8 protein-coding genes are annotated in these 13,245 nt (G+C 41.9%); 5 read left to right on the forward strand and 3 right to left on the reverse strand.

Annotation, left to right across the window (positions count from 1 at the left end):
• Positions 1–64: 64 nt before the first annotated feature.
• Both HWQ39_RS18280 and HWQ39_RS18285 read left to right on the forward strand, forming a co-directional pair.
• Positions 65–2,263, forward strand: a complete 2,199-nt coding sequence (locus HWQ39_RS18280; RefSeq protein WP_292847967.1) for a CHASE2 domain-containing protein — start codon at positions 65–67, stop codon at positions 2,261–2,263.
• A 743-nt stretch (positions 2,264–3,006) separates the two neighbouring features.
• Positions 3,007–3,243 carry a hypothetical protein gene (locus HWQ39_RS18285; protein WP_292847970.1) on the forward strand — a complete coding sequence of 79 codons (237 nt, stop codon included), beginning with the start codon at positions 3,007–3,009 and terminating at the stop codon, positions 3,241–3,243.
• A 144-nt stretch (positions 3,244–3,387) separates the two neighbouring features.
• Here HWQ39_RS18285 and nadB read toward each other — a convergent pair whose 3' ends face one another.
• The 3 genes from nadB to HWQ39_RS18300 all read right to left on the reverse strand — a co-directional run bounded on the left by nadB (position 3,388) and on the right by HWQ39_RS18300 (position 7,104).
• Positions 3,388–5,064, reverse strand: a complete 1,677-nt coding sequence (gene nadB / locus HWQ39_RS18290) for an L-aspartate oxidase (RefSeq protein WP_292847973.1) — start codon at positions 5,062–5,064, stop codon at positions 3,388–3,390.
• A gap of 169 nt (positions 5,065–5,233) precedes the next feature.
• Positions 5,234–5,662, reverse strand: coding sequence for a photosystem II complex extrinsic protein PsbU (gene psbU / locus HWQ39_RS18295; protein ID WP_292847976.1), 429 nt, complete (start codon positions 5,660–5,662; stop codon positions 5,234–5,236).
• Positions 5,663–6,327: 665 nt separating this feature from the next.
• Positions 6,328–7,104 (reverse strand): DUF3120 domain-containing protein, encoded by a 777-nt coding sequence (locus HWQ39_RS18300; RefSeq protein ID WP_292847979.1) that lies wholly within the window; start codon positions 7,102–7,104, stop codon positions 6,328–6,330.
• Positions 7,105–7,772: 668 nt separating this feature from the next.
• Here HWQ39_RS18300 and HWQ39_RS18305 point away from each other — a divergent pair.
• The 3 genes from HWQ39_RS18305 to HWQ39_RS18315 all read left to right on the forward strand — a co-directional run bounded on the left by HWQ39_RS18305 (position 7,773) and on the right by HWQ39_RS18315 (position 13,052).
• Entirely contained in the window at positions 7,773–8,597 is an 825-nt protein-coding gene (locus tag HWQ39_RS18305; RefSeq protein ID WP_292848179.1) for an undecaprenyl-diphosphate phosphatase, read from the forward strand.
• A gap of 194 nt (positions 8,598–8,791) precedes the next feature.
• Positions 8,792–10,129, forward strand: coding sequence for a TIGR03279 family radical SAM protein (locus HWQ39_RS18310; RefSeq protein ID WP_292847982.1), 1,338 nt, complete (start codon positions 8,792–8,794; stop codon positions 10,127–10,129).
• A gap of 97 nt (positions 10,130–10,226) precedes the next feature.
• Complete coding sequence (locus HWQ39_RS18315) at positions 10,227–13,052, forward strand: family 10 glycosylhydrolase (protein ID WP_292847984.1); 2,826 nt, start codon at positions 10,227–10,229, stop codon at positions 13,050–13,052.
• Positions 13,053–13,245: the final 193 nt, after the last annotated feature.

Genomic DNA, 13,245 nt, shown 5'->3' on the forward strand with positions numbered 1-13,245 from the left:
ATGTTAGTCCGATAGTTAATAGCTATAGGAAATAGAGAATATTTCTCCTTACTAGGTAATGGGAATGAATCAGCAGCTAGGCAAGCGTTTTGTGAAGTTCATCTTTGAACTAAAACAATCGCTTAGTCGAGGACACAGAGAGTTGATTACTGCCGCCAGCGTTGCAGTCTGCGTCCTGCTTTTGCACTCTATTGGATTATTGCAATCTTTAGAGTTACCAGCTTTGGATCAATTTTTTCGCTTACGTCAAAACGAACCGCCAGAAAATCGTATTACGATTGTAGTGATGGATGAAACCTATTTAAACGAAGTAGGTTCATGGCCGATTCCCGATGCGAAGATTGCCCTATTGTTGCAAAAATTAAATGTCCACAAACCCCGTGCTATTGGCTTAGATATCTACAGAAATTTGCCAGTAGAGCCTGGTAATGAAGAACTGCGTAATACTTATCAGTTAATGCCCAACTTGATTGGTATTGAACTCCTAGCAAATGACAAAAACTTTAGTGTTTTGCCTCCACTGGGTCTGAATCAGGATCGAGTGGGCTTTAATAACGTGCTGTACGATCTTGATGGCAAAGTACGTCGTAGTTTGTTGTATTGGCACGTTAAAAGTCAAGTACATGAAAGCTTTGCCTTGAAGTTGGCTTTATTGTATTTAAAGTCAAAGGGAATTACTCCCGCCAAAGCAAAAAGCAACCCTGAGTATTTGCAATTGGGTAAGGCAGTATTTAATCGTTTTGAGGCTAATGATGGTGCTTATGTGGGAGCTGATGAGAGAGGCTACCAAATTTTGGCTAATTTTCCTAAACCTAAATGTCAAAGTTCATCTGGAGAATTTTGTAGTTTTCGTCAGGTATCGATGAGAGATGTGCTGGCAGATAATGTCAAAGAAAACTTAATCAAAGATCGGATTGTACTTATTGGTTCCACTGCACCCAGTCTTCAGGATTTTGTATTCATTCCCTACTCCAGCAGTCTTATGGGTACGGCAAAGCCTATACCTGGTATTCAACTACAAGCTTATTTTATTAGTGAGTTAATCTCTGCTGCTCTTGATGGACGACCATTAATCAGAGTCTGGCCTGACTTGGTAGAATACTTATGGATTTTTATCTGGTCTTATCTAGGAGCCATAACGACATGGCGGATACAAAACGCAACTAAGAGCTTGCTTTCTATCCTAGTTTCTTGCTTGATATTGATTCTGACTGCATACCTTGTTTTCTTGCACGGTTGGTGGATACCAGTCATTCCCTCACTGTTGAGCTTTGGCTGTTCAGCTATTTGGACGATCAGTCATATTGCCCATATCCAGGAAGAGTGGAAACGTTCTAAGGAATTTTTGCATCACGTCATCAACACGATTCCCGATCCCATTTTTGTAAAAAATGAACAACACCAGTGGATTGTTTTAAATGAGGCGTATTGTCGATTTCTCGGTTATCCGAATAAGTTGTTAATTGAAAAGTCAGACTATGACTTTTTTCCTAAACATGAAGCTGATGTGTTTCGCCAACAGGATGATCTGGTTTTTCGGACTCAGCAACCGCAGGAACATGAAGAAGAATTTACCAATGCCGATGGACAGACTTATCAAATTGCCACTAAGCGATCGCTCCATAAAGACTCAGCTGGCAATTTCTTTTTAGTTGGGGTGATCCGAGATATTACTCAGCGCAAGTTAATGGAAGAACACCTGAAGCGTACTGCTGCTGAACTATTCCGCTCTAACAATGAATTAAAACTCAAAGAAGACCACTTACGTTATTTAGCGTATCACGACCCCCTGACCGGTTTATCTAATCGCAAATTTTTTGCAGAACAACTTTACGAGTCGTTACATTGGGCGCAACATAACAACTTGTTGCTGGGACTGCTGTTTATCGATCTAGATGGCTTTAAGCAAGTCAATGATAATCTGGGACACGAAACGGGCGATCGCTTACTAATGACTGTCGCTGGAAGACTCAGCAACTCTTTACGCGCTAGTGATACAGTTTCTCGTTTAGGTGGCGATGAATTTACTATAATTTTACGGGCAATTCCTAATGTCCAAATAGCTGCTAAAGTCGCCGAAAAAATTTTAATCAGTATTACCAAGCCAATTGTTTTGGACGGCTATACAATCCGAATCTCTGCCAGTATTGGCATTAGTGTTTACCCATACAACAGTCAAGACAGTGAAACTTTGATGAAACAAGCAGATGCAGCAATGTACCGTGCCAAGCGGCTGGGTAAAAATCGCTACGAGTTTGTTTAATGAGTCAAGGTCAAGCCTCCATATTTTTTTTCACTCTAGTTAAAATTTTTACCTTCAAATTTATAAATGTTGACTGGAGATATCTCTAAGGCACTTGTTTTGAAAAGCATAGCTTATAGCTTTGTCGGTAAGATGTAGACCTGGCAAGGCTTTTTACCTAAATACTAAAGCTGATAATTCATGCAAGAAATGAATTAGTCATCAGAGTTAATTATAAAAATAAATATTTAATGTAAGTATTTACACTTTTAAAAATATACTTGTACTGTCCCGCTTTATTACGTATCTAATAGTCCTATATTTTTTTAAATCCTTATAGAATACCAATTATATTGTTTTATCTTCATATATTTTTAATCTAATTAAATATTAACTATACAAGTAAATAAGTATTATTTAATACTTTTCTAAACTTATTATTTATTGAACATAGTGTTTATACTTATAAATATGAAGCTATCATTAATAAATGGTTAATTAAGCAGTATGCTCACACCGATCCATCAACATATCTAACTTTAGACTGATGTAGAAACGGCTAATTAAGAATATTAATTAAGTATAAATAACTATTTAATACCAGCAGATTAAGGTTAATATCTAAGCTAACACCACAGCCACTTATACATTACTAACAGTAATTTAATAAAGTTAAAATATTTTTTTCAAAAAGTTCAGTAAATATACTGTGAAAAATAAAGAAGACATTTTGAGATGAAAAATTAGTAAATTTACTGAAAGCTATGAAAACTAACTTCCGAATTACAAAGTTGATAATATTCTGTATAGGTGCTTACATACTAATACCAAAAATTGCCGCTTATACAGGTATATTCAGTGCTGCAAATACTAGTGCTTTTGGTGCTACTAGCAGTGATACCTTAATAGTCCGCAAAGCCAATTCTGAAAATATAAAAGACATGTATATTCCACCAAATAATGGCGGCCCAGACAGTCATAATGGTAGCGGTACTCGCTGATGCAATTTTGGATTTTAGATTGTGGTAAAGCAGAATGATAAGGCAGCTATGGTCTTGGATACAACATCCTTTACTTAGCGGCTCATTGCAGAATATTGTGCTTTATATCTGCTGAAAACTATTAGGCTTTTTAAAGCATTTTATTCAAGATAGTAGCGGAGATTTCCACCAATGATGTGTTTGTACAAGTGTGTGGACTTCCCAATTTGGGTCTGGTTGAGGATAATCTAAACGGTAGTGTCCGCCTCGGCTTTCGGTTCTAAAAGCAGCACTTTTAAGAATTAAATCAGCCACATCTAATAAATTGCGGGTTTCTGCCCAAAGTCCCAATTGCCGTTCAACGTCTGGTAGGTCAAAACTAGCTGGTTCTGCTGGACGCAAAGTCAGCAAAAATTGACTTAAAGGCAAAGCAGCGAAATCTTCTTGCCAAGATTCAATAGTAGCGATCGCAGTTTCTAACCTCGATTGCTCCCGACAAATACCAGCATTTTCCCACACTAGACGCGGTAACTTCTCTCTGAGTGCTTCTAGCTGTGCTTGCTGGATGTGCCACTCACTAGCATCAGGACTAAATTTTCGTAATGGTAGCGCTGGTGTTTCTGATGGCAGCCCAATATTTTCTAACTCAATTTCGCTCATCTGGGCCCCAAACACAATACATTCCAACAGGGAATTACTAGCAAGGCGATTTGCCCCATGCACCCCAGTACTAGCAGTTTCACCAACTGCGTACAAACCGGGGATATTGGTGCGATTCATCAGATCCGCAACAATTCCACCCATCCAGTAATGGGCGGCTGGCGCTACAGGAATTGGTTCGTGGAAGACATCAATGCCCCAATGTTGACAAATTTTGATGATGTTGGGAAAACGGTGACGAATCTTGTCGGCGGGGATGGGACGCATATCCAACCACACATGGGCTGTAGCCAAATCAACGGCGGTACGTTGTAAATGGCTGAAAATTGCTCTACTGACCACATCTCTGGGTGCGAGTTCACCATCAGGGTGGTAGTCAAAGGCAAAACGTCGCCCTTCATTATCAATGAGGTGTGCCCCCTCGCCGCGTACAGCTTCGCTAATCAAGAAGCGATCGGCACCAGGTTTAGTGAGGGCTGTGGGGTGAAATTGGACAAATTCTAAATCGCGGAGGATCGCCCCAGCACGAGATGCGATCGCTACTCCATCACCTGTACTTACAGCCGGGTTAGTTGTTTGGGCAAAGACCTGACCGCCGCCACCAGTTGCCAGTACCACAGCACCAGCTTTTACCCATGTGATTTTACCTTGATAAAACAGGCTAATTCCTTGACAACGCCCAGTTTCGGGTTCAATCCACAAACTCAAAGCCAAAGCTTGCTGAATAACTTGAATATTTTGGCGGCGTAATACTTGGGCGGTGAGGGTGGTGGTTACTTCCCTTCCTGTAGTGTCCGCAGCGTGGAGAACACGGCGGCGAGAATGGGCGGCTTCTAAAGTTAAAGCTAGGGCTTGACCTTGACGGTCAAAAGCTACCCCCAAGTTAACTAGGGATTGAATGCAGCTAGGGGCATGTTGGGCGAGAAATTCGACGGCGGCGCGATCGCACAAACCGGCACCCGCCTGGATCGTATCTTCAATATGTAGCTTGGGAGAATCTTCTGGGTCTACCGCTGCGGCAATGCCGCCTTGTGCCCAATCACTGGCAGACAACGCAACAGTTTCTTTGGTAATCAAGCCGACTCGTAAAGATTCTGGCAGACACAACGCTGTGTATAGTCCGGCGGCACCAGCACCGACTACTAAGACATCAAATTGGCTAGGAATATCTATCTGAGACAAGGTAATGGGTATGGGGGAGTTAGGAGTTTTGAATTAGGAGTTAGGAGTTAGGAGTTTTGAATTTTTAACTCATAACTCATCACTCATCACTCCTAACTCAGATCATGCCCCACTTCCTAGAATCAGGAGTGGAGGCTGCTATTTGCTACATTAACAACTGCATGTGCAGTTATCTGTAGATACCGTTGTTAAAGCGATCGTCTCCTTCGTTGAAGGCAGGCTCTAGTTCTGTGACAGTGAATTTATCCAGGTTGGCTTGCAGGGTTTGTTTTTGGCGATCGCTCAATCCTGCAAGATCCAATACTTCCTCTACCTTTTTGTAGGGGGCATTGGTGATGATTTTCTTAGCCAGTGTGGGATAAAGCCCTGGAAACTGTTGAAAAGCCCGGACGTTGGTATTATTCAAATCAATTTTTTTACCAAATTCCGTTCCTAGTTTAGCGTCTGCCCGATTCTGCCGCTCAATTGCCAGAACTGGGACTTGTGGAAAAGCAAAACTATTGAAACTAGCAGCTTGGGCTATCTGAGTTGTTCCCAACCATCCCCAGCAACTAAGTAACAAGCTAAACACTGTTAATAAACGCGCCAATCCTTTCACGATTTTCTACCTCTTTCCATCAAACAGAAATAAAAGTTTAAAGATAACAGCAGTCATTAGTCATTAGTCATTAGTCATTAGTCATACCCTACGGGAAGCCGCTAATGCATCTACGTGAGAATGCCAAGAAAAAGGACAAACAACAAAGGACAAAAGCTGATACCTTAATCAACACACAGCAGTCATCAGAAACTAATATACAGCGTATTAATATCCACAATATTTGCCGTTATTGGGTTTGAATGTAGTTTTGCCAAAAATTATCATTGTGGGAAGAGTCTCTGCATCGCTGCAATAGTGTTACATCCGCTATCCTGCCAGCATTTCCAGCTAGGCGAAATCTTTTCAGGGTGGCTGATTCTACCTCCCAAGTAGATACGAAACTGTGCGATGTCTGATAGCAAAAATCCACCAAAAAAGACTTGATGGTGAGGGATTGTTATGTAATATTTCTTAACTAATTAATCATCTACAGCATGATTTTTGATGTGCCGTAGATTGGGCTGGGAAAAGTCAACTTAAGCCCTGGCGAATGGAATGAGACTGTTGGTCAGTTCACGGTGGATTTGACCCTTACCCCTAAAACATTGGTTTGGCGTTGCTTTCCCGCCCTGAAATAAATTTCGGGCTAATAGCTTAAGTCCGTCTCCTGTCTCCTGAGCCCTTCACGCTGCGATCGCTGCTAACAAAAATAGACTATCTACCAAAATCGTGCTTAAAACTGCGCCACCAAAGGCATACCAATGTCTCTGCTTTCGACCTAAAGGTAAAATACCGACTGTTAACAGTACTAGAGCAAGAATGATTGCCCAACTTTGTCCCCAAGGTGTTTGTACTTGTATGAGAGCATTTTGTAGGATTTGTGGTGCTAACTCTGCATCTACTCTCATGATTTGCCGCCAATAGGGCATCAAGTCTACTATATAAAAATATACATCTGTTAAAACTGTACCGAGTAAAGAACCTAAATAAAACCAGTTACCCACCTTGCCCCAATTCTTGAAGAGACACCAGCAAGCAAAGGGTAAACCTATAGATTCTACTGGCAGATGCCATGCAGGTTCCCAACGTAACCAACCCCAGTAAATCGCTCCTGCTAACCAACTCCAGCTAAACCCTAAGAGCAAATCCCCCCAGACGTAAGTTGCAGGACGTGACATTAAGGTAAAACTGAGCCACACCCAAAATGCTGTTAGCGCTAAACTCAAACTTGGTAGCGATCGCACTATTGGCGCTTCTATAAATACTGGTACTGATACCAAAAATACTGCCGCCGCAAACACTAACCAACTTTGTCTCCCAGAAATAGATAAGGGGAGAGAAGGAGAAAAGGAGAGTGTAGATTCCAATTGCCTGACACTCTTCTGCCCAGTATCAGCTAAATTCAACTCAGTATCAATAGGGGTAGAAGCAGCGTAAGACGATAGTGTATTATTAATCAAAGTTTTTAATATTTGTTACTAAACTTTATCTTATTTAAGATATCACACTTTTAAATCCCCCCCTGGGGCATTGTAATTATACTGAAATTTCTGCGATCGCTGGTGTCAACCAAAGGAAACATACTTGTATTATGTACAAAACTCCTCTCTAGTTCCTTTTCAGGAGAGTGATAGGGGCACGGCAATGCTCATAGGTGTCAACCTAAGCTGGAAATAGCTTATCTGTTGGCTTCCATGCCCCCCGGAAATAAATTTTTTTGGCTTTTAGCTTAAGTCTACTTCAGTAGACTGGAGATTTTTGGCGATATTTAGTCATCTTCAGATGACTTTAGTTATGAGACGGGAATTCCAATTCCCGGCGGACAAGCGGTTTCACGTTAAGTTGACACCAATGGGCAATGCCGTGCCCCTACTCGTGATGTAATGTTGTACCGCATCCGAATGGGAACCCTATAGTCCGCTAAATATTAAAGTTTGATGAATTTCCAAAATTGCGTTGACTTCTTGGGGTGGGTGTAAGAACATAGTCAGCGTCTTCGATGATGTTATTGATCGGTAAAATTGAATTTTCTAGAAGATTAGGTGCAATAAAGAGTATAGAAAGCAACATCATCAGCTAAACAATGTTCACAATCCTCTCTAGAACGGGAAAAAGGTATTAATTGCATATGGAGTTTATCCAAGCTTTTATTTTGGGTATTGTTCAAGGGATTACAGAGTTTTTGCCAATCAGCAGCACAGCACATCTTCTGATTGTGACAAAGGTATTGGGTTGGAAAGAACTAGGATCTAAAGATTTTGTTGATGCAATTCAATTTGGCAGTGTTGTAGCAATTGTGTTTTATTTTTGGTCGCTGATTTCTAGTATTGTCAAAGGTGGAATTGAAGCACTAAAAGATAAAGATTGGCAACGCGAAGAATGGAAAATTCTGGTAGGTATTGTAGTAGGAACAATGCCCGCCTTAATTTTCGGCTTTCTTTTAAAAGATATTTTACCTGAGAGTGCATTAATTATTGCCATCATGTCAATCATCATGGCACTTGTACTAGCTTTGGCAGAAAAAATTGGCACTCGTAAGCGAGGTTTCGATTCATTGCAGATTCGCGATGGTATTTTGGTTGGATTAGGCCAAACACTTGCTTTAATTCCGGGCGTTTCTCGTTCTGGTTCGACGTTGACGACTGCCTTATTTTTAGGATTAGAACGCGATACAGCAGCAAAATTCTCATTTCTGTTAGGGTTTCCAACTCTTACCATTGCTACCCTCTATAAAAGCCTGAAAATATTCAAGTTGTTTCAAGCCCATCAGTTGCCAGATAACATTGTCGGGCTGTTAATTGTAGGGATTATTTCAACCTTTATTTTTTCCTACGTATCAATCGCATTTTTGATCAAATACTTACAAACCAAAAACACTTTGATTTTTGTTTGGTATAGATTAGCATTCGGTAGTTCTATCTTACTAGCGATCGCAACAGGTTGGAAAGGATAATCAATTAGTCATTGGTCATTGGTCATTGGTCAATGCTCATTTGTATACAGTACAATCTCACCTTCCTTCTTTTTAGGAGAGAGGCTTGAAATCTTAACCCCCTTCTCTTGTAGGGAAGGGGTCATTCTTGTTAGGTCTATATTGGACTCAACACAGAAGCGTTATAATGCCCAATGCCCCATTCCCAATACCCAATGACTATACATCCTGCCCGAATTACCAAAGTTCTTCCAGACTCAATAGCCGCAGAGATTGGCTTTGAAGCCGGGGATGCGATCGTTGCAATCAATGGCACATGTCCCCGTGATTTAATTGATTATCAGTTCTTGTGCGCTGATGAAGTTTTGGAATTAGAAGTTTTAGACGCTGCTGGTAAAACTCATAACTTAGAAATTGAAAAAGATTACGATCAAGACTTGGGGTTAGAATTTGAAACTGCCCTATTTGATGGCTTAATTCAGTGCAATAACCGCTGTCCATTTTGCTTTATTGACCAACAGCCACCAGGTAAACGTACCAGCTTGTATTTAAAAGACGACGATTACCGTCTGAGCTTTTTGTACGGCTCTTATCTTACCCTGACCAACTTACCAGAGAGAGAATGGCAGCGGATTGAACAAATGCGCTTGTCTCCGTTGTATGTTTCTGTTCATGCTACGGAGCCGGAAGTGAGAATTAGACTGCTGAAAAATTCCCGTGCGGGACAAATCTTACCACAACTCAAGTGGTTTCAAGAAAGGCGACTACAAATTCATGCTCAAGTAGTTGTTTGTCCTGGTATAAATGATGGCAAACACCTGGAACAAACTCTCAAAGATTTAGCGTCCTTTCATACTGGTGAAGTGCCTACGGTGGCATCGGTAGCAGTTGTGCCAGTTGGGTTGACAAGGTTTCGACCTCCAGAAGATGAACTCATACCCGTAACTAGAGAAAAAGCTCAAGAAGTGATTTCTCAAGTGCAAATGCTATCACGGCAATTTCGGTCAAAATTCGGTTCCAGCGTTGTTTGGTTAGCCGATGAGTGGTTTTTGATTGCAGGTGAGGAATTACCCAGCGAATCTGAATATGAAGAATATCCCCAAATTGATAACGGAGTTGGTTCAATTCAATTATTTATCAAACAATTTGCCACCGTTGCAGCAGAATTATTGCCGCCAAAAGTTTATCCTCAGAGAAAATTCACTTGGGTCGTAGGCAACGCTGTAGAAAAAGCATTTCAACCAATTTTGAAACGCTTAAATTTTGTTGAAGGTTTAGAAGTTAATATGCGTGCTTTATGTAGTGATTATTGGGGGCAAACTATCAGTGTAACTGGGTTACTCACTGGTCATGATTTGCTTTTAAATTTAGAAAGGCAAGATTTAGGTGATGGTATTCTGCTGCCGAATGTCATGTTAAAAAATGGTGAATTAGTATTTTTAGATGATATGAGTATTCAGGAATTAGCTAGTAGACTAAATACAAACATTTTTCCAGTAGCAGGAGTTGAAGATTTAATTAAAACATGTATTCTCAATTCTGCTCAGGTTTAGTTATCAAAGATCCGTCGTTCTTCGGAGGTAATTTATTGTTATGCTGGATGATAAATAAGAAGTAATGCCTAATAAATAATCCACTGAGGAGTCAGTAGTGAAGAATCAGGAAAAGTATCACGGAAAGGGAAATTTAAAAATAAAAAAAGCCGGATTCTTCATTTTAAGTTTTAATTTTTTAATTTTAAATAGTTTTAATATTTTGCCAGTAATGGCAGCGACCGAAGAACCTGTATTGAGCGTAGTCTATAGCCAAGAAAATGCGAATCAATGGAAAGGAATAAGCGATCGCTTACAGGCAATCGGGGTGAAATATTGTGTAATCCCCCTAAATGATGTCAAGAGTGGGGCAGATTGGGGCGATCGCCGGGTATTATTTTTGCCAAACGTTGAGACATTGACACCAACCCAAGTGATCGCCCTAGAAGAATGGATGAGTAAGGGAGGGCGTTTGATTGCCAGTGGCCCTATAGGTAGTTTGTCATCGCCAGGAGTACGCCAGTTATTGCGATCGCTCTTGGGAGGTTATTGGGGATTCAGTCTCAGTGATACAGAGCAGATTAAACCCGCAAAAACCAATATTCCAGAATGGGCAAATCAAACTGGACTCTTTGGCAAAGTTCGCGGCGGTGTTGTAATTCCTAACGATATGGGTACTAATTCTCCTGCTGTTTGGAATTCCAAAGATAATCCTGCCGCAGTTGTGACAACTGAGCGTTCCACCTTTTTGGGCTGGCGCTGGGGAACAGATGCAGCCTCAGCCACCGATTTAGATAATGCCTGGTTAAAAGCTACTCTCAATCACTATCTGACAGCACCAGCGCCATCAAATCGCATGAAAAAAATAGCCGGAGGTTCCCAAAACTGCTCTACGGCAGTGGCGGCTGTACCCTCCCAGCAGGCAAGCAGGGGAGCAGAGGGGCAGAGGGGCAGAGGTGCAGAGGTGCAGAGGAGCAGTCTATCTCCCCCATCTCCCTTATCCTCTCCTTTGAAAACTTCCACCGCTCCCATACCTAGATCGGTGCCTATAGTCAAACCTCCAAGTTCTCAGGAGGCTATCGATCAGTTGGAACAAGCAGTGCGTCTAGATGTTGCACCCAACTCTAATGAGCCGATTGACAACAACCAAGCGATCGCCCTCCAGCAAGAGCTAGAAAATCTGATTGGTCGCGTGGAAAGCGCTCATTTAGCCGTGTTGGCCGATGCGGCTAATGTTGCTGAAGTGATACCTGAGGAAAAGCAGACTTCTAGACATCTACGCAATTACACCCCCCAGTCTGTCAAGGAGCAGCCGCCGCAATTGGCCTCAACTAAATTGGGGGGGCTAGCCATAAGTAAAGACCAAGCTTTGGCACAAGTAAGAGTAATTGCCAAAAATTTACCCCAATTGATTGCCCAAAAAAACTACGCTTTGGCTCGTCAGCAATGGCTAGTTGCTAAAACGACTTTGTGGCAGCAGTTTCCTGTTGATCGGAGATTGGCTCAACCAGAAATTCGGGCAGTTTGGTTAGATCGGGGGACGATTGTTCGTGCTGGTAGCAAAGCGGGACTAGCCCAGGTTTTTGATCGCCTCGCCCAAGCCGGGATTAATACCGTCTTCTTTGAAACCGTTAATGCTGGCTATACAATTTATCCGAGCCAAGTGGCAAAAGAGCAAAACCCATTAATTCGTGGGTGGAACCCACTAGAAGAAGCAGTGAAATTAGCCCATGAGCGAGACATGGAATTACACGCTTGGGTTTGGACTTTTGCTGCTGGCAACCAACGTCATAATGAAATTCTCAACCTCAATCCTAATTATCCAGGGCCAGTACTGGCGGCTCATCCCGATTGGGCAAACTACGATAACCTTGGCAACATGATTCCCGTTGGGCAGACTAAGCCATTCTTCGATCCAGCTAACCCCGAAGTACGGCAGTACTTGCTCAAACTATTTGAGGAAATTGTCACTAAATATAAAGTTGATGGTCTACAGCTAGACTACATTCGCTATCCTTTCCAAGATCCATCAGCAGGTCGAACCTACGGCTATGGCAAAGCTGCAAGATCGCAATTTCAGCAACTTACTGGTGTAGATCCAGTGCATATTTCTCCTACTCAAGCAGACTTGTGGCAAAAGTGGACGAAATTTCGCACCGAGCAAGTTGATAGCTTTGTCGCCCAAGTATCAGAACAATTGCGACAAAAGCAACCGAATTTAATTTTGTCGGTTGCCGTATTTCCTTTGCCAGAACAAGAGCGGATTCAGAAAATTCAACAAAACTGGGAAACTTGGGCAAGGCGAGGGGATGTAGATTTAATCGTTCCCATGACTTATGCTCTAGATACTTCCCGCTTTCAACGACTAGCCCAACCCTGGATTGCCTCAAAACAACTAGGAGCTACCTTGTTGGTGCCAGGAATTCGCTTACTTTCTTTGCCAACAATCGGGGCATTCGATCAACTCCAGTTGGTAAGAGACTTGCCAGTTAGTGGTTATGCACTCTTTGCGGCAGATAATTTTAACAACGATCTCCAAAAACTTTTTAATAGCACCCAAGGTAGGATTCAATCTACAACAACTGAACCGATTCCTCACCGCCAGCCTTTTCAAACTGCCGCCATCCGTTACACCGCGCTGCAACGTGAATGGAAATTTGTTTTTCAAAATGACCCACTACAAAAGCCTGCTCAGACAATATCAGATTTTAACAACCAGGCAGAAGTTTTACGCACTGCTTTAAATCAGCTAGCTGCTTCCCCTTCTGCTAGTAAGCTGCTAGTAGCGAAAGCCTCTCTCAGTCGCTTCCAGTCTCAATTTCGGGTATTGATGAGCCAAGAAATTAAGTCGAATTCCTATCAAGTCAAAGCTTGGGAAAATCGGCTTGTAACTATAGAAAGGCTATTGCGTTACGGTGAACGGCGGGTGCAGTTGCATCCTTAGTAGAAGAAGCAGGGGTGCAGGGAGAAGGGAGCAGGGAGAAGAATTTATCCCCTCCGCCCCCCCCGCACCCTGCCCCTCTGCCTCTTTTCAATGCCCAATTTCCAACTAGCTGGATATAAGCTAGTTTGTAATTCTTAACACACCTTTTGTAGTGTTTATCTCCTAAATATTACTACTTGTTTAGCGTCAAAAT

It is taken from the genome of Nostoc sp. NMS8, from assembly GCF_017115045.1.
GTDB lineage: Bacteria > Cyanobacteriota > Cyanobacteriia > Cyanobacteriales > Nostocaceae > Nostoc.